At 60.3% G+C, this 23,653-nt stretch carries 20 protein-coding genes and 1 pseudogene; 12 read left to right on the top strand and 9 right to left on the bottom strand.

Annotated elements, in window-relative coordinates:
- Positions 1 to 45: 45 nt before the first annotated feature.
- Positions 46 to 939, bottom strand: a complete 894-nt coding sequence (locus ACA044_RS03530; protein WP_497445178.1) for a PA4780 family RIO1-like protein kinase — start codon at positions 937 to 939, stop codon at positions 46 to 48.
- Positions 940 to 1,386: 447 nt separating this feature from the next.
- Between ACA044_RS03530 and ACA044_RS03525 the strand changes: the two are divergent.
- A pseudogene (locus ACA044_RS03525) lies at positions 1,387 to 2,475 on the top strand (cache domain-containing protein); the annotation flags it as partial.
- A gap of 90 nt (positions 2,476 to 2,565) precedes the next feature.
- A complete protein-coding gene (locus tag ACA044_RS03520; RefSeq protein WP_497447157.1) occupies positions 2,566 to 3,333 on the top strand; it encodes a methyl-accepting chemotaxis protein in 768 nt (255 codons plus the stop codon).
- A gap of 162 nt (positions 3,334 to 3,495) precedes the next feature.
- Here ACA044_RS03520 and ACA044_RS03515 read toward each other — a convergent pair whose 3' ends face one another.
- A complete protein-coding gene (locus tag ACA044_RS03515) occupies positions 3,496 to 4,287 on the bottom strand; it encodes an AraC family transcriptional regulator (protein ID WP_497445177.1) in 792 nt (263 codons plus the stop codon).
- 84 nt (positions 4,288 to 4,371) lie between these two features.
- On the opposite strand from ACA044_RS03515, the gene ACA044_RS03510 reads away from it, so the two are divergent.
- Complete coding sequence (locus tag ACA044_RS03510) at positions 4,372 to 5,400, top strand: bile acid:sodium symporter family protein (protein WP_497445176.1); 1,029 nt, start codon at positions 4,372 to 4,374, stop codon at positions 5,398 to 5,400.
- Between the two features lie 15 nt (positions 5,401 to 5,415).
- Here ACA044_RS03510 and ACA044_RS03505 read toward each other — a convergent pair whose 3' ends face one another.
- Complete coding sequence (locus ACA044_RS03505) at positions 5,416 to 6,693, bottom strand: acetyl-CoA C-acetyltransferase (protein ID WP_497445175.1); 1,278 nt, start codon at positions 6,691 to 6,693, stop codon at positions 5,416 to 5,418.
- 184 nt (positions 6,694 to 6,877) lie between these two features.
- Between ACA044_RS03505 and ACA044_RS03500 the strand changes: the two genes are divergently transcribed.
- Positions 6,878 to 8,230, top strand: coding sequence for a 3-oxoacyl-ACP reductase (locus tag ACA044_RS03500; protein ID WP_497445174.1), 1,353 nt, complete (start codon positions 6,878 to 6,880; stop codon positions 8,228 to 8,230).
- A gap of 2 nt (positions 8,231 to 8,232) precedes the next feature.
- Positions 8,233 to 9,087, top strand: coding sequence for a MaoC family dehydratase (locus ACA044_RS03495; RefSeq protein ID WP_497445173.1), 855 nt, complete (start codon positions 8,233 to 8,235; stop codon positions 9,085 to 9,087).
- Positions 9,088 to 9,253: 166 nt separating this feature from the next.
- Here ACA044_RS03495 and ACA044_RS03490 read toward each other — a convergent pair whose 3' ends face one another.
- Both ACA044_RS03490 and ACA044_RS03485 read right to left on the bottom strand, forming a co-directional pair.
- Positions 9,254 to 9,664 (bottom strand): response regulator, encoded by a 411-nt coding sequence (locus ACA044_RS03490; RefSeq protein WP_497445172.1) that lies wholly within the window; start codon positions 9,662 to 9,664, stop codon positions 9,254 to 9,256.
- 85 nt (positions 9,665 to 9,749) lie between these two features.
- Entirely contained in the window at positions 9,750 to 9,947 is a 198-nt protein-coding gene (locus tag ACA044_RS03485; RefSeq protein WP_497445171.1) for a Flp family type IVb pilin, read from the bottom strand.
- A 325-nt stretch (positions 9,948 to 10,272) separates the two neighbouring features.
- On the opposite strand from ACA044_RS03485, the gene cpaB reads away from it, so the two are divergent.
- The 5 genes from cpaB to ACA044_RS03460 all read left to right on the top strand — a co-directional run bounded on the left by cpaB (position 10,273) and on the right by ACA044_RS03460 (position 15,557).
- Entirely contained in the window at positions 10,273 to 11,202 is a 930-nt protein-coding gene (cpaB, locus tag ACA044_RS03480) for a Flp pilus assembly protein CpaB (protein ID WP_497445170.1), read from the top strand.
- An 89-nt stretch (positions 11,203 to 11,291) separates the two neighbouring features.
- Positions 11,292 to 12,497, top strand: a complete 1,206-nt coding sequence (locus ACA044_RS03475) for a CpaE/TadZ family protein (RefSeq protein ID WP_497445169.1) — start codon at positions 11,292 to 11,294, stop codon at positions 12,495 to 12,497.
- The gene (locus ACA044_RS03470; RefSeq protein WP_497445168.1) at positions 12,494 to 13,774 is read left to right on the top strand and encodes a TadA family conjugal transfer-associated ATPase; all 1,281 of its coding nucleotides are present in this window, start codon (positions 12,494 to 12,496) and stop codon (positions 13,772 to 13,774) included. Before ACA044_RS03475 ends, ACA044_RS03470 begins: the two co-directional genes overlap by 4 nt.
- A gap of 11 nt (positions 13,775 to 13,785) precedes the next feature.
- Positions 13,786 to 14,670 carry a type II secretion system F family protein gene (locus ACA044_RS03465; RefSeq protein WP_497445167.1) on the top strand — a complete coding sequence of 295 codons (885 nt, stop codon included), beginning with the start codon at positions 13,786 to 13,788 and terminating at the stop codon, positions 14,668 to 14,670.
- The gene (locus ACA044_RS03460) at positions 14,667 to 15,557 is read left to right on the top strand and encodes a type II secretion system F family protein (RefSeq protein ID WP_497445166.1); all 891 of its coding nucleotides are present in this window, start codon (positions 14,667 to 14,669) and stop codon (positions 15,555 to 15,557) included. The genes ACA044_RS03465 and ACA044_RS03460 overlap by 4 nt, the downstream gene beginning before the upstream one ends.
- Before the next feature lie 186 nt (positions 15,558 to 15,743).
- Here the strand turns inward: ACA044_RS03460 and ACA044_RS03455 are convergent, their stop codons facing one another.
- From ACA044_RS03455 to ACA044_RS03445, 3 genes are all read right to left on the bottom strand, one after another.
- Entirely contained in the window at positions 15,744 to 16,019 is a 276-nt protein-coding gene (locus ACA044_RS03455; protein ID WP_497445165.1) for a DUF6124 family protein, read from the bottom strand.
- Positions 16,020 to 16,823: 804 nt separating this feature from the next.
- Complete coding sequence (locus ACA044_RS03450; protein ID WP_497445164.1) at positions 16,824 to 17,612, bottom strand: response regulator; 789 nt, start codon at positions 17,610 to 17,612, stop codon at positions 16,824 to 16,826.
- Between the two features lie 114 nt (positions 17,613 to 17,726).
- Positions 17,727 to 18,197, bottom strand: a complete 471-nt coding sequence (locus ACA044_RS03445) for a prepilin peptidase (RefSeq protein ID WP_497445163.1) — start codon at positions 18,195 to 18,197, stop codon at positions 17,727 to 17,729.
- Positions 18,198 to 18,272: 75 nt separating this feature from the next.
- Between ACA044_RS03445 and ACA044_RS03440 the strand changes: the two genes are divergently transcribed.
- Positions 18,273 to 18,713, top strand: coding sequence for a TadE/TadG family type IV pilus assembly protein (locus ACA044_RS03440; RefSeq protein WP_497445162.1), 441 nt, complete (start codon positions 18,273 to 18,275; stop codon positions 18,711 to 18,713).
- Entirely contained in the window at positions 18,710 to 21,478 is a 2,769-nt protein-coding gene (locus tag ACA044_RS03435; RefSeq protein ID WP_497445161.1) for an ATP-binding protein, read from the top strand. The genes ACA044_RS03440 and ACA044_RS03435 overlap by 4 nt, the downstream gene beginning before the upstream one ends.
- Here the strand turns inward: ACA044_RS03435 and ACA044_RS03430 are convergent.
- Positions 21,448 to 23,430: a pilus assembly protein TadG-related protein gene (locus tag ACA044_RS03430; RefSeq protein WP_497445160.1), complete on the bottom strand. Its 1,983-nt coding sequence runs from the start codon at positions 23,428 to 23,430 to the stop codon at positions 21,448 to 21,450. The genes ACA044_RS03435 and ACA044_RS03430 overlap by 31 nt on opposite strands.
- Positions 23,431 to 23,653: the final 223 nt, after the last annotated feature.

The following is a 23,653-nucleotide window of genomic DNA, read 5'->3' as shown; positions in this document are numbered from 1 at the left end:
TAAGTGAACAGCATTACGGCCAACGCCGGGTTTTTCGTCAACCGATCACTGCATCCACGGCGGAGGCGGTTCTTCGGTCTTGCTCGGTGGCGCATCGTCCGCCGCCCGAACCGCTTGACGACGCTCTTCATCGAGGCGAGCCGCCTCGATCTCGCGCATGATCCCGCCGACGTCCGCCAGTTCTTCCGGCTCGTCGAACTCGCCGGTCAACACACTGGCCGGGTGCAAAGTGCCGGCTTCATACAACGCCCACATTTCCTTGGCGTACTTGGTGCGTTTCAACTCCGGTGCAAAGCGACCGAAGTAGGACGCCATGTTGCCCACGTCCCGCTCCAGCATGTTGAACGCGTGGTTGTTGCCCGCCGCATCCACCGCTTGCGGCAGGTCGATGATGACCGGGCCGGTCGGCGTCAGCAGTACGTTGAACTCGGACAGGTCACCGTGCACCAAACCGGTACACAACATCAGCACGATTTGCGAAATCAGAAACGCGTGATATTCGCGCGCCTGGTCCGACTCCAGCACCACATCGTTCAGACGCGGCGCGGCATCGCCGTACTCGTCGGCCACCAGCTCCATCAGCAGCACGCCTTCGAGGAAGTCATACGGCTTGGGTACCCGCACACCAGCACCAGCCAGCCGGAACAACGCCGCCACTTCGGCATTCTGCCAGGCATCCTCGGTTTCTTTCTTGCCGAACTTGGATCCCTTGGCCATCGCTCGAGCCTGCCGGCTGTTGCGCACCTTACGGCCTTCCTGATACTCGGCCGCCTGACGAAAACTGCGTTTATTCGCCTCCTTGTAGACCTTGGCACAACGCAGCTCGTTGCCGCAGCGCACCACATAAACAGCTGCTTCTTTACCACTCATGAGTGGGCGCAGCACCTCGTCGACCAGACCGTCCTCGATCAGGGGTTCAATGCGTTTTGGAGTCTTCATCAGCTTTTATTGTGGGTCCTTTATTACCAAACACGCGAAAGTCATTCGTTATACGGCAATCCTCTCATTCGCGGGAGGGGTTGCCGACCTATGAACGTACCCATGAACATCAAGAAGCACACAATGTGCCGGATTAATCAGGCAAAACTCATCGACCGCCCAGGATCATAGCTGAGCCTGCGCCACTTGTTGACGAAGGGCTACAAGGGCATTTGCGACAGAATCTGACACGTATATCCCTACCCTTCGGCGGATTTTTCTCAACAGGCCTCAATTTCCACGCTCCCCGGCCGAAGTCATTAGAGAGAAAAGGAATTGTCCGACAATCGCCCCGACAACCATCACGAGGGCGCACTCACGGAACCGGGTGGATCAAACGTTTTCGGCTGCCAATAATCCGCGAGTCATCTGCACTGCGTGGGCCTACAAGAAAAAACTGGAGCGCGGATGAACATCAAACAGAAGTTGACCTGGGCGTTTGCAATCATCGCCTGCCTGCCCGTGGTGCTGGTCGCCACCCTCGTGGTGCTGAACTTGCGCAGTGATGCCAAGGACAATTTTGTCGACGGCAGCGGCCGCGAGATTCGTCAGGTCAGCAATGCCATGCAACTGTTCTTTGACGGCATCAGCCAGAACGTCGATTACCTGGCCGGCCAGCCGCTGATCAAAGCAGGCGACGCGAGCGTAAAAAGCAGGGTCAGTGCCGACGCAGCGCAACTTCCCGAAAGTGAGATGGACACAAAGCTGTTGGATTTGTTCACCGGGCTGGCCAGCAGCCACCCGGCCTATTCCTATGTGTCTTACGGCTTGTCCAGCGGTGGTTATGCCACATGGCCGGCTGACCCGAAGATGGCCAATTACGACCCACGTGTTCGCCCCTGGTACAAGACAGCCATGGCCAACCCTGGCAAGACGTTACGCACTGAGGCCTATTACTGGGCCGGCGATGACGCCGTGCTGGTCAGCACCGTGCGTGCCGTGGCCAATCAGCTCGGGGCTCAGGGCGGTGTGCTCGCCATCGATGTCTCTCTCAAACAGCTCACCGAAATCGTCAAACAGATCAAACTCGGCGAAACCGGCTACCTGATGCTGGTGGAGAACACCGGCACGGTGCTGGTCGATCCGAAGCAACCGGAACACAACTTCAAAGCGCTCAATAGCCTCGGCGACGGCTACGCGCAACTTGCCAAGGCGAGTAAAGGGCTGGTGGAAGTCGAGCTCAATGGCGAGCGCTACATGGCCAACGTCTGGCCGTCGGAGCAACTGGGCTGGACCTTTATCGGCCTGATCAAGCAGACCGACGTAATGAGTTCGGCCACTCAACTGACCTGGCTGATCGCAATCATCGCGGCGGTACTGGCGGTGTTCTTCGCCATCGTCGGCGCCAGTTTCGCCAGCCTGATCGTGCGGCCGATCCGCAGCGTGGCCAGCGGTCTGGAAGGCATCGCCCAGGGTGAAGGCGACCTGACCAAGAACCTGCAAATCCGGGGTAGCGACGAAACTGCGCAACTGGCCAACTGGTTCAACCAGTTTCTGGCGGCGATTCGCAACCTGATTCAGAGCATCGGCGGTGCCGCGACCAAGATCCTCGCCACCTCCAAAAGCTCGACCCAGGTGTCCAGCGACATGGCCGAAGCGGCCGGGCGCCAGCGTGAAGCGGTGGACATGGTGTCCACGGCGTTCCACGAAATGGTCGCCACGGCCAACGAAGTTGCACGCTCTTGCAGCCAGGCCGCCGAGTCGGCGGACAGCGGCCAGCGCCAGGCGCGTGAAGGTCAGCAGCAGATTGATGCAGCCGTCACCAGCGTTGATCGCTTGAGCCAGGAAATCGAACAATCGGCGCAGTCGATGCAACAGCTTGAGCGCGATAGCAACGACATTCAGTCGATCCTCGGGACCATTCGTTCCATTGCCGAACAGACCAACCTGCTGGCGCTGAACGCTGCCATCGAAGCGGCCCGGGCCGGTGAACAGGGCCGTGGCTTTGCGGTGGTGGCGGATGAAGTTCGGGCACTGGCCAAACGGACTGCCGATTCCACGGCGCAAATCGACGGACTGCTGGGCAACCTGGCCAAGCGCACCAGCCAGGTGACGCAGCAGATGCATGCGAGCCTGGAGGTGTCTCAGCAATCGGTGACCCGCATCGGTGAGGCTCGCAGCAGCTTCGGACAGATTCGTGAGTCGGTGGATGTGATTCGCGACATGAACACTCAGATCGCCACGGCGGCTGAGGAACAGCATCAAGTGGCCGAAGACATCAATCGGCATATCAGCCAGATTCATGGCGATGCGCAGCTGGTGGCGGAACTGGCGAACTCGGCGCGACTGGACTCGCAGAGCCTGGCGGGGTTGTCGAATGAACTGGACGGGTTGGTTCGGCGGTTCAGAACCTGAGTCACTGATCTAACTGGTCGAAACCGATACCTGTGGCGAGGGAGCTTGCTCCCGCTCGGCTGCGAAGCAGTCGTAAACCGGCAACGCAGAATATCTAATGCACCGCGTTGGCTGAATTGGGACCGCTTCGCGCTCCAGCGGGAGCAAGCTCCCTCGCCACAATTACTGCTTGAACAACTCGCCGGGGGTAAACCCGAACAATCCCTTGAACGCCGCAATAAACGCTGACGTCGAGTCATACCCGCAAGACAGCGCGGCATTGGTCACGCTGTTCCCCTCCTCCAGCAAACTCAGCGACGACAGCAGCCGCATGCGCTGCCGCCAGCCACGAAAGCTCAACCCGGTTTCACGCTGAAACAAGCGCATCAAGGTTTTCTCCGACGTGCCCAAACGCTCGGCCCATTCCTGCAGAGTCACAGTGCACTCAGGGCTTTCGATCAGCTCGTTGCACAAGCCCAGCAAACGCTCATGCCGGGGCAGCGGCAAGGAAAACCCCACCTCTGGCAGACTCGCCAACTGATCCAGCAGCACGCCCACCAATCGCGCCTCCTGGCTGTCGCCCGGTGGATATTCCACGGGAAGCAGGCAAAAACGCTTGATCAGCTCCCGGGCCAATGGCGTGACTTCCAGCACCCGGCAACGCCCATCCGCCCATTGGCAGTCCTCGCGGCGCACGTACAGGCTGCGCATTTCGGCACGCATCGAGGTCACGACCTGGTGCTCGAGATCTGCCGGAATCCAGATGCCCCACTGCGGCGGCGCAAAAAAACTGCCCTCGGCGGTATGCACACCGAGAACGCCGCTGATGGCGTAGGAAAACTGCACCCAATCGTGACGATGAGGCAGCGTCCACGAGCCGGCGTTCAGACTTTCCGCCCGCGCATACAACGGACGCGGCAACGTCGTCAGCGCCGGGATGGTCCGCTCAAGGGAAAGTTGTCCGTTAGTCGGCATTGATTGGCCTTGTGTCGCAAGACGGGCTGATGGGCCGACGTTAGGCTAAGCCATCAATTCTTACAAATGTATTCGGTGCCGGTTATGCATGCCTTCAAACACCTCAAACGCGTGGTCACCGACTGGTTCTTGTGCGGCATGCTGATCGCCACGCTGCTGGCGTATTTTTTCCCGACCTTCGGCGCCACCGGCGGCGGGATGCACGCGGAGTACGTGATCAACATCGGCGTGTTTCTGGTGTTCTTCCTGCACGGGGTCAACCTCTCCAGCGAACAGATCAGCCACGGGCTGAAAAACTGGAAGCTGCACGTGATGGTTCAAGTCTTCACCTTTGCGGTGTTTCCGTTGATCTGGCTGCTGAGCGACAAGCTGCTGGGTTCGCACATTCCGTCGCTGCTGATGCTCGGTTTCCTCTACCTCTGCGCCCTGCCCTCGACCATTTCCTCATCCGTGGCCCTGACCGGCAGCGCGGGCGGCAACGTACCGGCGGCGATTCTCAATGCGAGCCTGTCCAGCGTACTGGGGATTTCCCTGACACCGTTGCTGGTGAGTTTCGTGGTCGGCAGCGGCGCTGGCGGCATCGACTTGGGTGCAACCCTGCTCGACCTGTGCGCCATGCTGCTGTTGCCGCTGGTGCTCGGGCAATTGCTGCGGCCGTTGCTGGGCAAGTTTTTCGCTCGGCACAAGCGCTACACCAACATCGCCGACAAACTGGTGATTCTGCTGCTGGTGTACTCGGCGTTCTGCAACTCGATGCTCTCGGGGATGTGGCAGCAACAGGGCAACAGCGTGATTCTCACTGCGCTGATTGGCAGTGCGATGCTGCTGGCGATGATTTTGTGGATGACCACCCGCACCGCTCGCGCACTGAAGTTCAGCCCCGCCGATGAGATTGCCGCGGTGTTCTGCGCCAGCAAGAAGTCCCTGGCGGCCGGCGCGCCGATGGCGGCGCTGATCTTCGGCGCCAACCCCGGCCTAGGGTTGATCCTGCTGCCGATCATGATCTATCACCCATTGCAGCTGATCGTCTGCTCGGTGATGGCCGAGGGTTACGCCAACCGCAACCGGGAACTGGCCGCGCAGCAACGCGCGGCAGTGCTCAACGCTCAATAATCACGGCATCAATAATCAGCGCTCGATAATCGCCGTCACGCCCTGCCCGCCCGCGGCGCAGATCGAGATCAACCCTCGGCCCTTGCCCGCCGCGTCCAGCAGCTTCGCCAGGTTGGCGACGATGCGCGCACCGGTGGCGGCAAATGGATGCCCGGCAGCCAGTGAACTGCCCTTGACGTTGAGGCGGCTGCGGTCGATGGAGCCCAGTGGCGCATCGAGGCCGAGTCGGGTTTTGCAGTACTCCGGGTCTTCCCAGGCCTTCAACGTGCACAGCACCTGCGCGGCGAACGCTTCGTGGATTTCGTAGTAATCGAAGTCCTGCAAGGTCAAGCCATTACGTGCCAGTAAACGCGGCACCGCATAGACCGGCGCCATCAGCAGCCCTTCGGCACCGTTGACGAAATCCACCGCCGCCGCCTCGCCGTCACGCCAATAGGCAAGGATCGGCAAGCCGCGCTCCTTCGCCCATTCCTCACTGCCCAGCAGCACCACCGACGCGCCATCGGTGAGTGGCGTGGAGTTGCCCGCGGTCAGGGTGCCCTTGGCACTTTTCTCAAAGGCCGGTTTCAGTGAGGCGAGTTTTTCCAGAGTCAGCTCCGGGCGCAGGTTGTTATCCCGGGTCAGGCCGAGGAACGGCGTCATCAAATCGTTGTGCCAGCCTTCGGCGTAGGACGCGGCCAGTTTTTGATGGCTTTCCTGGGTCAGCTGATCCTGCTCGGCACGCGGAATGCTCCAGGTCTGGGCCATCATTTCACAGTGTTCGCCCATCGACCGGCCGGTGCGCGGCTCGCCTATGCTTGGAAAGTCGGGCATCAAGTGTCGGGGGCGCAGTTGCAGAAAGGTTTTCAGTTTGTCCGCAGTGCTTTTGGCGCGGTTGGCTTGCAAGAGGATCTTGCGCAGACTTTCGTTGACGCCGATCGGCACGTCCGAGGCCGTGTCGACGCCGCCGGCAATGCCACATTCGATCTGACCCAGGGCAATTTTGTTCGCCACCAACAACGTCGCCTCCAGCCCCGTACCGCAGGCTTGCTGGATGTCGTAGGCCGGTGTCGTCGGCGACAACCGCGAGCCCAACACGCATTCGCGGGTCAGGCCGTAGTCCCGCAAATACTTGAGCAGCGCACCAGCCGCCACTTCGCCCATGCGCACACCGTGCAGGTTATAGCGCTCGATCAGGCCTTCCAGCGCTGCGGTGAACATCGCCTGGTTACTGGCAGTGGCGTACGGCCCGTTGGACCGGGCAAAGGGGATACGGTTACCACCGATAATCGCGACGCGGCGCAGCTGAGTCATGAAAAAGCTCCTTTTAATCAAATATGAACACCAAACCCACAGGGGGCTGCATTTCCTGAAAGTCCTGCTAAACCCAATCCCAAACCAACCTGCAATGTTCAAGCGTAGGCCGTATCTCGTGGATCGAACGACTAATTGCCATTCTTGGTCCACACTTTTAACCCCAGCTACTGGAGCGTGATCCATGTCTGACCGCTATATCGACTTCGCCAATTCGTCCATCGGCCATCGTGTGGTCGGTGCCCTGGGTCTGCCGTCGCCGGTACGACTGGAACGCTGGCAAGCAGGCCGGCTGCGGCCTATCGAGGGGGCGCTGTTGATTGGCGGTGGCCCGCTGGCGGAAAAAATCAGCGCCCTCGCCAACCGCCTGACCGACACGATTTACAGCTACGGCACCGATCCGAGCCTGGCCACCGCATGGATTCCCGGCCACGGGCAGAAACTCAAAGCCGTGGTGTTCGACGCCAGTGACCTGGTGCAGGTCGATCAGTTGAAACAACTGCGCGAGTTCTTCCAGCCGCTGATGAAAAACCTCGATCACCATGCGCACCTGGTGATTCTTGGCCGGGCGCCAGAGACCTTGAGCGACCCGTTCGCCGCCAGCGCCCAACGAGCCCTGGAAGGTTTCAGCCGTTCGCTGGCCAAGGAACTGCGCAGCGGCGGCACTTTGCAGCTGATCTATGTGGGTGAAGGTGCCGAAGATCAACTGGAAGGCCCGTTGCGGTTTTTCCTCTCGCCCAAAAGCGCGTTCATTTCCGGACAAGTCATTCGCTTGAAGGCGTGTGAGGCGCAGGTGATGGACTGGAGTCGTCCCTTGTCGGGACGCAAGGCACTGGTGACGGGCGCTGCTCGCGGCATCGGCGCCTCGATCGCCGAAACCCTGGCCCGCGACGGCGCCGAGGTGATCCTGCTCGACGTGCCACCGGCCAAAAGCGATCTCGAGGCCTTGGCCGCACGCCTCGGCGGGCGCGGCATCACGCTGGACATCTGCGCCGAAGACGCCGCCACACAATTGATCGAACACTTGCCCGACGGCATCGACATCGTGGTCCACAACGCGGGCATCACACGGGACAAAACCCTGGCCAACATGACCCCGGAATTCTGGGACGCGGTGCTGGCGGTCAACCTCAACGCGCCGCAAGTGCTGACCAAGGCCTTGCTCGACAGCGGCACCTTGCGCGACGACGGCCGAGTGATCCTGCTGGCGTCTATCAGCGGCATCGCCGGCAATCGCGGGCAAACCAATTACGCGGCGAGCAAGGCAGGGTTGATCGGCCTGGCCCAAGCCTGGGCGCCGCTGCTGAGTGAGCGCGGCATCAGCATCAACGCGGTGGCTCCAGGGTTCATCGAAACCCAAATGACCGCGCACCTGCCCTTCGGCCTGCGCGAAGCCGGGCGGCGTATGAGTTCGTTGGGTCAGGGCGGCCTGCCGCAAGATGTCGCCGAAGCCGTGGCCTGGCTGGCACAACCGGGCACCGGAGCGTTTACCGGGCAAGCGTTGCGCGTGTGTGGGCAAAGCGCTTTGGGAGCCTAGCCATGACCACCAACTGGCAAACACTCAATAGCGAACCGGGCCTGCAAACGCTGTATGTGAAGGCGGCAACGCGACGAAAAATCACCGGCACCACCTTGCCTGACCTGGGTTATCACTGCTGGGTCAATGTCGATCCAAAACGCCTGGAGGCTTATCGAAAAGTCTGTGGTTTCGCCGACAACGGGCTGCTACCACCGACGTATCCACACATCCTGGCGTTTGCCTTGCAGATGCAATTGCTTACCGCCAAAGCGTTTCCGTTCCCGCTGTTGGGGCTGATTCACTTGAGCAATCGCATCCGCGTCTTGCGCCCCTTGGGTGGTGTGCACCGGGTGCGGGTCAGCGTGAAAGTGCAGAATCTGCAACCCCATGCCAAGGGGGCGACGTTCGATTTGGTGACGACGCTCGACGATCAGTTGGGGCCGCTGTGGGAGGCTGAAAGCCAAATGCTCTGTCGCAGCGTCAAACTGGAAGGCGAGCCCGTCGAGGAAGCTTTTGCATCAACACTGTCGCTGACCGAAGTGGCCCACTGGAAAGCGCCGGCGGACATTGGCCGCCGATACGCCAAGGTGTCCGGGGACTACAACCCGATCCACTTGAGTGCGATCAGCGCGAAACTCTTCGGTTTCCCTAGCGCAATCGCCCATGGCCTGTGGAACAAGGCGCGTACGCTGGCAGCCCTGACCGATCATTTGCCGACGGCAAACGTCGAGATTGCGGTGCAGTTCAGGAAACCGGTACGCCTTCCCAGTGACGTGACGCTGATGTCCAGCGCGGCGGGGTCCAGCGGGGATTTTCAGTTGATGGGGGCGGTGGATTTGGAACACATGGTTGGGCAGTGGCGGCCTGTTGCCTGATTATCCGGTACATACGCGGCTCCACTGTAGGAGCGAGGCTTGCCCGCGAAAGCTGTCTAACATTCAACATTGATGTTGCCCCACACGCCGCCTTCGCGGGCAAGCCTCGCTCCTACAGTGGGGCGGCGTACATCTGGGAAAGGCTGGTCGGCTGTCTGGCTTTAGATCAGGAATTAACCAGCCCCCGCGGCTGCGGAAACAAATTATTCAACGTCTCCAACAACCGCACGTGATAAATCGGCTTGCGAAACAAATCCAGCACCTGCAACCGCAACATATCACTCACATCATCCATATCCGCATGCCCCGACGTCACAATTACCGGTAAATGCTGACGAGCCGTATGCTCACGCAACCGCTTGATCAACGACATGCCACTCTCCTCCGGCATCCGCAAATCAGTAATCACCAGTGCAATATCAGGATGACAAGTCAAATGATGAAGGGCGAGTTTGACCGACGTTGCCGTAAAACAACTAAAGCCCTCGCCCTCCAGCAACTCGGCCAGTTCCAGTAACGCATCCTCCTCATCGTCGACCAGAAGGAGCTGTTGCCGAGGGAGCGCTGGAGCGTTCATGGGGTAACACCTGCAATGGACTAAGCCTTGACGTTAGAAGCCCTTTGCGGGATTGGCAAATGACTGCCTGTTACCAGCCTTCAAATCAAAGCGCAGCTGCAATTGTGGTGAACATTGCGGTGACACTCGTGGCGATGGGTCCCGCAAACGCCGCCAGCGCGACAGCTACCATACCCGCAATAATCGCGTACTCGATACCCGAAGCACCTTCAGTCTCTTTGGCCAGATCTTTGTAAAAAACGCATTCGGATTTGATCTTCTGAACCACTTTAGTAAAGGACATGATGTGTCTCCTATGACAGGAGGGTGTTGCACGGCCGCAACATGATTCCCCTATGCCAGCATCAGCATTGTCGGCAAACCCCAGACCAACAACTGTAAGAACCTATTAATACTTAAGTAGTAACCCGTTCATTGACGTCACAAAACAGCGCTTTTGGCTTAAACCCGTTACTTTTGTCAGATATTTCCCGCTCTGTAATGGCGTTTTGCTCTACCTGCGCTACCGTCAAATAGCGAAATAGTTTCATGTTCATTGCTGCCTGATTGCGAAGTCATCTCGTTAGAACTCTTGGGGGGCGTTACGCAGCAGGAAAGGGAGAGCCTTCATGAACAGTCGCGTCACCATGGGCCTGGCCGGGCTGTTTCTGGTAGGCGCCATCATTGCCGGTTATTGGGGGCTGGCGTTGAGTCGCCAACCGGCACCCGAATCCGTCGCGCAACCCGGCACATCATCGGCCCCAATACTGGCGTCGGCGGACGACCCGACCCGCCAGCCGGTGGTTGTGTTGCTGCGTGACATAGCACCGTTCGAACAAATCACCGCCGCCGACGTGACCCTGGAAAAGCTCCGTACCGCCCCGGCCGGCAGCCTGTCCCGTCTCGATCAAGCCATTGGCCGTACGCCTTGGCGCACGCTTACTGCCGGCAGTTGGCTCAATGATGAAAGTTTCGAAACCGGCGGGGCGCTGGCGCGAATGATCCGCCCCGATGAGCGTGCCCTCGCCGTGGCGGCGGATGACGTGGTCAATGTCGGTGGTCAACTGAGCCCCGGCGACTATGTCGACGTCTTGCTGTTTCTGCGCATGGACACCAACAACCTTCAGCAATCGGCCCAGGTGGTGATTCCGGCGTTGCGGGTGCTCGGTGTCGGCGACCAGTTGGGTCTGATGAACGATGGGCAGCCTGCCAACCCGGCGCGCAGCAACGAAGAAAGACTCAAGCAGGAACAGCAGCGCGCCAGCGCCCGCACCGTTTTGCTCGCCGTCCCCGAACCCCTATTGAGTCGCCTGATGCTCGCGGCTCAGGTTGGGGTTTTGCGCCTGGCCGTGCGCAGCGCCGAGGAAAAACGCCTGAACCAATACTGGGCCGGCAACCGCGATTCAAAGGCGAGCCTGGCCAGTGCCAATCGCGAACTGGTGCAGTTCAGTCAACTGGCCCTGGCCGGCACCCCCAAACCCGCCACCGGCGGCGCAGCACCGCGCAAGCAGAGCGTGGAAGTCATCCGCGGCAATGAAGTCACCCAACAAACGCCCTGAATCGAGCGAGGACGCTTCTCCATGCGCAGACGTTTCACGCAGTACTTGCTCGACAACGGCTGCTTCGATAAATGCAGCGGGTTATCGCAATGAGCCAGCCCCAGAACCTGAGTCAGACGTTCCTCGCGATCACGCGTAACAGCACCGACTTCGAGTGGCTGCAAGGTGCGCTTGCCCCTTTGGGCCGAGTGATCAGCGCCGGTGGCGGCAACCTCGATGAACTCTTGACGCTGGTGGACGTGACGTTCGCCAGCCTGGTGTTCGTGGGTCTGGACCGTGAGCATGTGGTGGCCCAGAGCGCGTTGATCGAGGGTGCCCTGGAAGCCAAACCGATGCTGGCGATCGTTGCCTTGGGCGACGGCATGGACAACCAACTCGTGCTCAATGCCATGCGTGCCGGCGCGCGGGATTTCGTCTCTTACGGCTCACGCTCCAGTGAAGTTGCCGGCCTGGTGCGGCGCCTGAGCAAACGCCTGCCGACCGTGGCGCCGAACCTGCAACAGAGTCAACAGGGAGGACTGACCGTGCTTTATGGCGCGCAGAGCAATGCCGACGGAGCGTTGCTCGCCAACCACCTGGCCCACGTGGTGCAAAAGAGCGGTCAGCAGACGCTGTTGCTGGATCTGGGATTGCCGCGTGGCGACAGCCTTGCGTTGCTGGGGCTGGAGAGCTCGTTTCATTTTGGCGATGCGTTGCGACATCTGAGGCGCCTCGACGCGACGTTAATCGACAGCGCCTTCACTACCTGTGATGCCGGGCTGCGGATTCTCGCCTACGCCAGCAACGACGAACCGCTGGAACAGACCAGTGCCGCCGAGCTGTACATGCTGCTCAGCGCCTTGCGCCAACATTTCCAGCACATCGTGGTGAACCTTACCGGCCAGTCGGACAGCGAAGCGTTGCGCACCTTCGTCAGCCATTGCGACAAGTTGCTGTGGTACACCGATCAGAACGTGCTCGACTGCCGACGCAACCTTGAAGTACTCAGCCGCTGGCGCGAAAAAGGCTTGAAGCTCGACCACGCCAGGCTGCTGGTGGACCGCTACCTGCGCAACGTCGCGCCGGACTCCGACACCTTGAGCAAAAGCTACGGGATGGAAGTCATCGCGGTCCTTGTCTACAGCCCGGAAGTGCGGCTCAACGCCAAAAATCAGGGGGTGAGCCTGTTCGAGCTGGCCCCGCGCGAAAACCTGACCCAAAGCCTGCGCGCCCTCGGCGAACGACTGGCCAAACGCTCCGATGACCTGGACAAACCCAAGACCGGCTGGTTTGACCGATTGAGGGGCGCGCAATGATCGGGGAAAAACTCTTCGGCGCGCCCTCCCACGGGCCGGCCGGCAATACCGACCACGAAGGCCTGAAACTGGTGCTGCACCGCTACATCATCGACGCCATCGAAGAGTCCGGGAAAAACCTGCTGGAAGGTTCGCGGCCTATGCTGTCGCAGTTCGTCATCGACAAAGTCGCCGAGTACATCGCCCGTCTGCACCTGGCGATTTCCCGTTATGAGATGGAGCGGCTGGCTGAGGAAATCGTCGACGAGCTCACCGGTTTCGGCCCGCTGGAGGTGTTGCTGCGTGACTCGACGGTGACCGAAATCCTGGTCAACGGCCCGCACCGGGTGTTCGTCGAACGCGAGGGTGTGTTGCACCTGAGTGACCTGCGATTCATCGACGACCACCACGTCGAGCGGGTGATGCAACGAATTCTCGCGCCCCTGGGCCGACGACTCGACGAATCTTCGCCAATGGTCGATGCGCGCCTGCCTGATGGTAGCCGGGTCAACGCGATCATCCCGCCCATTGCCCTCGACGGCCCGTGCCTGTCGATTCGAAAGTTCCGCAAGGACATGCTCAAAAGCACCGACCTGATGGCGATGCAAACCATCGATCAGGCGATATTCGAGTTCATTCAGGAGGCTGTGGGCAAGCGTTGCAACATCCTCGTCAGCGGCGGTACCGGCACCGGCAAGACCACGCTACTGAACATTCTCAGCCAGTTGATTGCCCCTCACGAACGGCTGGTCACCATCGAAGACGTCGCCGAACTGCAACTGGGCCATCCTCACGTGGTGCGCCTGGAAACCCGACCGCCGAATGCCGAAGGCCACGGCGAAGTGAAGGCCAGCGATCTGATTCGCAATGCGCTGCGGATGCGCCCGGACCGGATCATCCTCGGCGAGATTCGCGGCGTCGAAGTGGTCGACGTGCTCACGGCGATGAACACCGGGCACGACGGTTCCATGAGCACCGTGCACGCCAACAACGCCCAGGATGCGTTGTTGCGCCTGGAGACCCTGGTGGGCCTGACCGGACGGACCATCGCCGAACGCACCCTGCGGCAAATGATCTGTGCGGCGCTGGACGTGGTGATTCAACTGACGCGCCTGCCCGATGGCCGCCGCTGCGTCAGCGAAGTGGTGGAAGTCGTGGGTATACGTGATGACATCTATGTGACCAATACGCTGTTCCGCTTCGACCGACGCACCGGTTTCGGTTTTCTGCGCGAGGCGGTCAACCCCGCCGGCGATAAACTGCGTCGCGAGTCGGCGCTCTCTCCCTTATCGCACTGAAGGATCACGGCATGCTCAAACCGACGCTGCTCATCCTGATTTGCCTGACGTTGCTGGGCCTGTCGATCCGTTTGTTCTACAACGGTCTGCGCCAGACCGGCATCGATCGAACCCTCGGTCGCCTGACGCAGGGGCAACCGCAACTGACGGTGGAAAAATCATCCTGGACCGGCCTGGAACGGGCCTTTCTACGCGCAGGCCTCGGTCGTCCCACCGAGCGCCTCGGATCGTGGCTGTTGCTCTGGGCCTTGGGCGTCTTGCTGGGGGTTACCCTCGCGGGCTGGATCGGTTTGCTGGTGTTGTTGCTGGCGCCGCCCCTGGCTCTGCGACTGTACATCAGTTGGTGTTATCAGCGCCGGCTCAAGCGCATGATCGAACAACTGCCGCCGTTGCTCGATCACACGGTGCGCAGTCTGAAGTCCGGACGCACCCTGGCCGATGCGGTGCTGGTCGCCATCGACGCCGCCGAAGACCCACTGAAAAACGCCATGGGCCGGATTCAACGCAACGTGCACCTGGGCGTCAGCCTGCCTGATGCTGTCACGGACTTCGCCGAACTGTACGAGAAAGACGAGTTTCGCTTGTTCGCGCTGGGCCTGAAGGTCAATCACCGCTACGGCGGCAATGCCAGTGAGCTGTTTGAGAACCTGATCAAAATGATCCGTGAACGAGACCAGGCTGCGCGCCAACTGCGCGCCATGACGGGCGAAACCCGCATCACAGCGGTGGTGCTGGCCCTGATGCCTGTGGGGCTCGCAGCTTACTTCTTGCTGTCCAATCCGAAATACCTGCTCGCCATGTGGAACAGCAGCTCGGGGCAAATGATGCTCGCGACCGCGTTCGGCCTGCAGATCGTGGGCTGCCTGGCGCTGTGGCGCATGTTGCGTAGCGTATGAAAATAGCCCTGCTGATCAGCGCACTGCTGTTTCTGGCGGCCACGCTGTTGCTGCTCAGTGGTCTGCTGGACCAGCACCGGCGTGCTCGTCAGGTGGCCCAACGACTGGACGGTAAACCGCTGAGCGACCATCGCGTCAGTCACTGGCTGCAAGTGCTGGGCGACAGCCGTATCGGTCAGCGCTCGGTCAAACTGGACAACGAAACCCAGATGCTGCTCAACCGTCTCGGCTGGCGCAGCGCCCGGCAACGCTCGCTATTCGCGGCCTGTCAGATCGGCATACCGGTGCTTGCGTTGGCCCTGAGTTTGTTGATCCAGAGCGTGTTCTTCCCGCAAGTGAACAACCATTGGATCACCCCGGCCTTCGCCACCGCCCTGGGCTACCTGCTGCCAAAGCGCTTGCTGGCCGCCGCCGCGAACCGTCGACAAAAACAACTGGCGATCGAGATTTCAACCTTCATTCCACTGCTGCGCATCCTGTTCGAATCCGGCATGGCGGTAGAACAATCACTGCGGGTACTGAGCATCGAGGGCAAACAATTAATGCCGGCCCTGACTCACGAGCTGCGCCTGGTACTGGCCCGGGTCGATTCCGGTCTGGAACTGGGCGAAGAACTGAACAAGGCCACCCAACTACTGGCGGTGGACGAGTTCACCGACACCTGCGTGATTCTTCAGCAGTTGATCCACCAGGGCGGCGGCGCCATGAAATCACTGCTGGGACTCAAACTGCTGCTCGATGACCGACGCCTGACTCGCCTGCAGGAATACATCTCCAAGATGTCCGCCAAAATGTCCGTCGTGATGATGTTGTTTCTCTTCCCGGCGTTGCTGATCGTGCTGGCCGGCCCCGGCTTCACCGCTTTGGCCCGGGCCTTTGCTCATTAAAAAGCACAACGGCGATCCTGTAGGAGCGAGGCTTGCCCGCGAAGGCGACCTGACAGCCAAGCAATCCCTCGCAGATGCACTCGATTCAATTGTGGGAGCGAGCCTGCTCGGGATAGCGGTGTGTCAGTCGACATCCATGTTGAATGCGAAATCGCCTTCGCGGGCAAGCCTCGCTCCTACAAGGGATCAGCTGTGTGGCGCGGGTTTTGGTACGTCGACGTTATCCAGCACGCGATTCACTGCCAGCTCCGCCAGCATGATGACCTGCTGAATCGCCAGGATCGTATGCCGCTGCGGGGCTTCGACATACGCGGCAATGTCGCTGGTCATGACGCTGGCCGAGGCCAGTGATTCGCAGACATGGGCCAGTAGGCTTTCATTATCAACTTCGGGCGCGACGACAAACATCGTGCTTGGCTTGCGGGCCACGGTTTCTGGGGGATTCGGGGTTGGTTTGAACATGATTACACCTCTGGGATGAAATGGAACCACTTCCAAATTGCCGCGACGCAATTTGGGGTGGCAGCTGTACGCGGGTTCGCGGACCGATCCCTGAGGCTTGCTCGGCATACCCGAAGGTATCCCGCGCACAGTCGCCATGACACGAAACGACAGACACCCAAAAGTGTTGTTGTTCGGTGGAACGATTATGCCTCAAGAATCGAGCCGCGACGCCCGGACGCTGAATTGTCAGCGACGGACAAAGGCTAGAGACGCAGCCTCCGACGGACAACCTGAAAAACATGTGGGAAGGTTCTGATGTTTTTACCGATCGATAAACATCGTTGCCTGTAAGGCCGCCATCGCGGGCAAGCCCGCTCCCACAGTGGAGCGGCGTACACCCGCCCCTCACCACTCAACAGGCCGAACGTTAGCTCGCCTGCAGCTTTTGATCTGGCTTTTGATTTTGATCCACCCGCCCCTTCGGGAGGCTGAGTGGAGGTGTTCATCTGGGGATTGGCGCGCAGCGCCGTTCGACGCAGTCGAACCCATCGCATGTAGGTCGTAGCGAAGCAGACCGTAGGGCGATGCCCCCAGATGGATACCGGAGCGAAGGAACGCCGAGCCTTAGCGAGGGGCCGGACGCTTGGGGCGAGACCTTTTGGTTCCTTTTGGGGCGTTTGCCAAAAGGGACTCGCCGTAAGGGCGAAACCATAAGCCGCCGTTACCGCAGAAATGGATATGTACTCAGTCAACAAAATACAGGTCGGCTGTCAGGCCGCCTTCGCGAGCAAGCCCGCTCCCACAGTTGATCGGCGTACTCGACTAGTGCGCAGTAAGCCGCCGCGCAGCGGCATTACCAGGCGACAACGCCAACGCCACTTGCGTGCGATTATGCATATGCGTCAACCGCAACACCTGCGACACATAAAGCTTCACCGTGTTCTCGGTAATCCCCAACTCACAGGCAATCTGATAATTGGTCTGCCCCTTGCCCACCAACCGCGCCACCTCCAACTGCCGCGGCGACAGCTGATTGAAAACCGCCGGCATCGCCACCTGCTCTGTCTCACTGAGCGCACCGTCAGCCGAATCTGACACAGGCACCGAGGATGGCCCCCGACGAACCTTGTCCAGATCCTGATAAAGCTCATCGATCGACTCACAAAGGTACTGCAACTTCTGACTCAAATGCCCCAACTGCAGGTTTTTCTGCCGCTCCTGCAAGGCCACTTCCTGGCGCTGCAAACCTTCGAGCAGCTCAGCCAGATCAATCGGTTTCTGATAGTAATCGGCAAACCCGGCGCGCAATGCCTTGATCACATCCTGCTTGTCTGCACGCCCGGTGAGCATGATCGCCTCGAACACCCGGTGCTTACCGGACAATCGTTGCAGCGCCTGCACGAGCTGAATGCCATCCATGTCAGGCATCTGCAAATCACAGAGCACCAGGCCGACATCCACGTATTCATTGAAACGCTCGATCGCCTGTTTGCCGGACCGACAAGGAACACAGCGATAACCATTGCGCTCGATGAACTCGCAAAGCTCTTCGACAATCAACGGCTCATCATCGACCACAAGGACTTTTACTGCCGAGGTAAGCTTGTTCACGTGTCACTCCATGCCTGGTCAGGCTTGACCGCTCCTGTACCGACAGCCACAACTACTGTGTTGAAAGTAGACGCACTTTCCAACTATGTACATAGAACGAATGGTGCCCGGTGACTAATGCATCCAGGCCAGTGTGAGCAACATGCCCACCAATACGAACGGTGCAAAAGGCTGCTTTTTTGACGTTCCAGGCCCCAGATAGCGAAGACGATTCCTAAGCCTCTGGCCCATATACAGCCAGACTCTTGGCGCCAGCAGCAGCCAGAACACACTGGCCAATCCGGCGCCGATGAAACCGCCGAGCAGGTGCATACCGTCCGTCGCAAGGCCCAGCGTCGCCATCAGTTTCACGTCCCCTGCCCCCAGACGCCTCAATGCATAACCGGGCAAGGTGAAGGCCAATGCCAACAAAAAAGCCCAGCCGCCCTGCACCGCCTCGGCCCCCAGCCACGTGGTGCCCGTCCACAACAGATAGGCCAGCGCCAACACACCCGCGCCAAGGGTCAGGCCATTGGCGATGTGCCGCTCCCGGACATCCTGTGCTGCGCAAAGCGTCAGCCAGATAAGTAGGACAAAGTTCTGCATCCGGTAAAAAACGTCCGTTTTGGCTGAATGATTCTATGCTGATGTTACGCAGTGATGGTCAGGGTAGACGCACTCATGAAAACAGGCCTCCCCCGCAAACAAAAAGGTGCCGTGGCGATCGAGTTCGCCTTGGTGTTCATCATCTTTTTCGCCGTGTTTTATGGGCTGGTCAGTTACAGCCTGCCGCTGTTGCTGATGCAATCGTTCAATCAATCGACGGCCGAAGCGGTGCGCCGCAGTGTGGCGCTGGACCCGAGCACCGCCAATTACGACACCGCTGTCAGAAACATAGCGACCACCGAACTGACCCGGCAGTTGGCCTGGATTCCCGCCGCGCTGGACTTCAATGTAGCCACCGACGCCAGTACCACCTACACCGGCGGCGTGCTGACGGTCACCATCAACTACCCCACCAGTAAACTGAATCAAGTCCTGCCGTTCCTGGTGCTGCCGGGGATCGGCTCGGTGCCCAATCTGCCGGCGACCCTTACCGCCCGATCGAGCCTGCAATTTTGAGTTCCGGGGACAAGCTCTTCGGGCGCCTGCTCAATCGCCAACCGCCGCAGCCCTCGAACAGTGCGGACACTCCGAGCGTGCAACGTGTCGGTTTGCAGCTGCATCTGAATGACGAAGGCCGAGTGATTCAGCTGACCGGCCCACTGCGGCATCTGCTGGCGCAACAAATGCCCGACGCGCAGGCACCGCATTTGCTTGATTACCTCATGCCCCATAGCGGCCTGTCGGTCGAAGGCGCGCCTGCCGATTGGCAGGGACAAAGCCTGGACCTGGACTTTTTCAGCCTCGGCGAACAACCGCTGCATTTGCGTGGCTGGGTGCAGCCGTTGGGCGAAAAGTGGTTGTTGCAGTTGATCGACATCGGCGACCTGTTGCTCGAACGCCGACAAGCGCGCAGCCGCGAACAATGCCAGTTGCTCGCGGTGCAGGTCAGCGAACAGTTGCGACTGTGCAGCCTGACGCGCCTGCCCGAGGTGTTGGCGGAGCAACTGCAAGGTCTGGCCCAGCGCTTTCAGATCCCGTGCATGGCCATGGCCTTGCTCGACGAACAGGCAGAGGGTTGGCTGATCCACCAGCATTACGCGGCCTTCGATGCGCCCCTATTGTGGGAAATCAATCAACGCCTGGGCACCGGCCTCGACAGTTTGAATGGCTCCGCCCCCCAACAACTGCCCCCCAGCGAATATCCGCGCCTGCAAAGCATCTTCGGCAATGCCGAAGGGTTCGCGGTGCCCTATCACAATGCCCAGGGCGTGGTCGCCTGGTTGCTCTGTGGTTTCTACCCGGTGCAACAGCGTGCCCCCGACCTGAGTGAGCGTGACTGGCTGCAACTCTCCGCCGCCCTGGCCGGGCCGCTGCTTGAGCGCTTGCGCGAGCATCAGCACCATCTGCAACTGGAGCGGCTGGTGTCTCTGCAAGCCTTGCTCGGCACCGGCTGGTGGGAGGTCTTCAGCGACCAGTCCGAGGTGCAATTGGCGCCGTCGCTGGCCAGCACGCTGAACCTTGCGAGTACTCGTTTGCCGCTGCACGACTGGCTCGAACAGATCCACCCCGCCGACCGTGAAGAACTGACGATTCGCCTGCAAACCTTGCAGGACGAAGGCGCGCCATTGCTGCTGTGCGTGCGCCTGCATCGCCCCGACGCGGCGCAAACGCCGATCTGGTATCGACTGCAAGGGCAAGCACTGGGCATCGGCAGAAACCGGCGGCTGGTGGGTTTCATGCTCGACATCAGTGACATCAAAAATCAGGAGCAGGACGCTGCCGCCGCCCATGCCCGGCTGGACAACCTGATCGCCAGTTCACCGGCAGTGATCTATGTGCAGCGCTATGTCGAAGGTGCGCTGCAACCGACGTTTTTCAGCGACAGCCTGTTGCCGCTGCTCGGTTGGTCGCTCGCCGATTGCGCCGCCGGCACGTTGGTGGAACGGGTCCACCCCGAGGACCGCGACTGCTATTTCGAGCGCACCCGGCAACTGCTGCGCGAAGGTTCGGTGCGCGCCCGTTATCGGCTGCGCGACAGTCGTGGCGATTACCACTGGCTGCTCGACGAAGCCAAACTGCTACGCGATGACCTCGGGCTGCCGGTGGAAGCCGTGGGGCTGTGGCTGGATGTCACCGAGGCGACCCTGGCCGCCGAGCAAGTAAAACAGAGTGAAGAGCGCTATCGGATCCTGGTGGAAGATTCCCCGGCAATGATCTGCCGCTACCTTCCAGACCTGACGTTGACCTTCGGCAACCGCCCGCTGGCGACCTACCTGGAATGCCAGCCCGAGCAATTGCCGGGGGTGAACCTGGGCAGCTGGATGTCACCGGAACAGCGCGAAGCGTTCCTCCAGCGGCTCAGTCGGCTGAGCCCGGAGTTCCCGGTCAGCACCGCGGAAATCAACCTGCAACTACCGGGACGGGAACACGCCTGGTGGGTCTGGTCGGATCGCGGGGTATTCGACGAGCAGGGCCGCTTGCTGGAGATTCAGGCCGTGGGCCGCGACAACACCGAGGTCCGGCGTGCCCAGCAGCAACTCACCCAGAGCGCGAAGATGGCCACCCTCGGCGAAATGGCCACCGGGCTGGCCCATGAAATCAATCAACCGCTGAACGTGATACGCATGGCCATCGTCAATGTGCTCAAGCGCCTGAGTAACGGCGATGCGCAAATCGATTACCTGACAGACAAGCTCAACCGCATCGACGCGCAAGTCCAGCGCGCGGCGCGGGTGGTGGATCACATGCGGGTGTTCGGTCGGCGTTCGGAAATCGAGCAGCACCCGTTCAATCCGGCTCAAGCCATCGAGGGCACGCTGTCACTGCTGTCCGAAGGCATGCGCGGCAAAGGCGTCGATCTGCGAGTCAGCGAGACCGGATTTGAAGTGCAGGTGCGCGGTTACGTCGATCAGCTGGAACAGGTGCTGATCAATCTGATGGTCAATGCGCGGGATGCGCTGCTGAGCAAACGCGAGGCCGACCGGGAGTTCAAACCGTGGATTTCGGTGTATGCCGAACGTGATGAACACTCGGTGCGACTGTGGGTCGAGGACAACGGCGGCGGTATCGATCCACGGCTGCTGGAGCGTATTTTCGAGCCCTTCTTCACCACCAAACCGGTGGGCGTCGGCACCGGGCTCGGATTGTCGGTGAGTTACGGCATCGTCGAAAACATGGGCGGTAAGTTGAGTGTCAGAAACTCGACCGAGGGCGCGCGGTTTTGTATTGAGTTGCCGATTGCCACGGGCGATCAGATCACCAGCGTCGCGCGCCCCGAGTGACAGCTGAGGTTGGCACCGACGTCGACCTTGTTCAAATCGATTCCGAGGCTTACCAGCAAGGTGTTGATCAGGCTGTCGAGCAACGGACTGAGCACGCTGTTGATTGCGCTGACCAGCAAAGTGGTCACGCTGCTCAGGATCATCCCCAAACCGCTGACAAGACTGCCCGACGGGCCATACATGTCCACGTGAATGTTAAGCGGCGTGTCGAGCAGACTGCTGACAATACTGCTGGTGGAAAACGAGTAGTAGAACGGTGGCTGATTGATTTCCGGCAGGCTGGTGGCGGGTGGTGCGGAGTAGACGTGGGAAATGTTGGCGTTCGCCGCCACGCTGGTGTCGGCAACGATATCAATGCCACCACCGACGCCGGGCACACGCGGATCGCAGGTGATGGGCAAGAACAGAATCCTGCGACAGGTTTTGATCCCGATATCGATCACCTTCAACGGCTGCACCGTGACCGCCGGCGGTGTGGTGTTGCTGCCGAACATGCTGGCCGCATCGATCCGGCCGATTTTCAGGTTCACCAGCGATGTACTGGTGTTGGTGGTCAGGGTTTTGTTGGTGTTACTGACGCAGCTGTAGGCCGTGACGTAACTGCTGGCACTGGCGACCTCCAGCGCCACATCGAGCCGTATCGGCCCCGGCAACACGATGATGTCGGGTGTCTGGCAGGGCACGCCCAAGGCACAGGTCAGTGAATTGAGCACCGCCACCAGGTTGAGATTGAGCAAGGCATTGAGGGTGTTGGTCAGCGGTCCTGCCAGATCGGTCACCGCATTGACCAGTGCCACAATGGCGTCGAGTGCTGGCAAGTCGATCGACAGCAATGTGCGAACCTGCGCGGTTCTCACGTAGATCCGATTGGGGCCCAGTGGATCCAGCGCAGCGTTTTTCGGATTGCCGATCGCGGAGAGTTGCGGCGGCTCCAGAACCTGCACCCGGGCCGTGATTTGCGCCAGCCCCGCCAGATTGATCGGCAGCGTTGCCACCAGACCGTTTTTCTTGTTGGCCAGTTGCACGATGCCTTCGATCAGGTTGAACACGCTCACGTTTGTCGCCAACGCCGACATGTTGCTGCCGTTCTCGACGTGCAGCATATTGCCCAGCACCACGGTGGTTGAGCCAGCGGCAACCTTGAGTGCTTGCAGACCGACGATGGTCGCCGTCGCGCCGAGGGTGCCGCCGGGGTCCAGCACATTGACCGCGGTCTGGATCAGCTGGCTGACAGCCACCGAAGTGCCCAACACCTGGTCATACCCGGCGGCATTGAGGCCCAGGTCAACCTTCAGCCGATCGAGGTAACCGAGCAGGCTGATGTTGGTGCTCACCAAACCGTTCCAGCCTGCCACGGAGAGGTTCAGATTGCTGCCCAGTAAACCGCCGAACAACCCATTGAGGGTGGCCGACTTGCTGGTATCGATTGTCAGCACCGTAGTGCGAATGGTCAGCGATGCCAGCGGTGGCGGAAACGCCGCGACGGCGGTGGCGGTCAGGTTGAGGGTCGCCCCGGCTGGAGCACCGCCGAACAGGGCGCCAATGCCACTGGCGAAACTCTGCAGGATCGAATGGCTGACGATCACCCGAATGGCTTCGCTGCTGCTCGGATTGGCAACAAATACCCGAAGATTGTTGGCGTCCAGGCTCAAGGTGCCACAGGCTACCGCCAGGCTGCGCGTGGCGTCAGGAAGGGTGAAGCCGTTACGGTTTGCGCTGGCGGTGGCATAAGCGGTAGCGGTGGCACCCACGGCGCAATCACCGTTGCGCGTGGCGGCCTCCAGCGCGGCCATGTCCGCCACCCGCTGCAACTGGCGTTTTTCCAGGTACAGACGGCCACTGTCGACCACAATCAGCAGGAACACCAAGGCCATGCCCAGCGTCAGCACCGCCATCAAACCGATAGCTCCCCGTTGCCGGGCCGGGCTACGAAACTGCAAGCAGGGAGACATGGCGCACTCCTTTGCCGGCAAACCGCCGAGGGCTACCTCCATTGGTGAGAAGCAGTGTAGACACGGGTCCGCCAGATTGCTGGCAACACGCCATTCCGGACAACAAAAACCCAATGTGGGAGGGCAATACTGTTCACAAAAGAGAGTCTTGAATCAGAGAAACCTGTGGCGAGGGAGCTTGCTCCCGCTTGAGTGCGTAGCACTCACAAAAATCGGCAGTGGT

This window comes from Pseudomonas sp. LBUM1673 (assembly GCF_059695645.1).
Note: the sequence above shows the minus strand (reverse complement) of the source record. Positions and strands in the feature narration are given on the sequence as shown.